We start from the raw sequence: 215 nt of genomic DNA on the forward strand, positions 1-215 counted from the left end.
TAGTTCAGTTGGTTAGAATACCGGCCTGTCACGCCGGGGGTCGCGGGTTCGAGTCCCGTCCGCACCGCCACTGATTCAAAAAGCCCAGCTGATGCTGGGCTTTTTACTATCACTAGCTCGCTAGTCGTAGTAATAAAGCTTTAGGGGCGTAGTTCAATTGGTAGAGCGTCGGTCTCCAAAACCGAATGTTGGGGGTTCGAGTCCCTCCGCCCCTG

At 54.9% G+C, this 215-nt stretch carries 2 tRNA genes; both read left to right on the plus strand.

The annotated features are described in order from the left end of the window. Position 1 precedes the first annotated feature (1 nt). A tRNA-Asp gene (locus L975_RS17020) sits at positions 2 to 70 on the plus strand. 72 nt (positions 71 to 142) lie between these two features. After that, positions 143 to 215: transfer RNA gene (locus tag L975_RS17025), tRNA-Trp, on the plus strand.

The organism is Plesiomonas sp. ZOR0011 (assembly GCF_000800945.1).
Taxonomy (GTDB): Bacteria; Pseudomonadota; Gammaproteobacteria; order Enterobacterales; family CAMTGL01; genus Plesiomonas; species Plesiomonas shigelloides.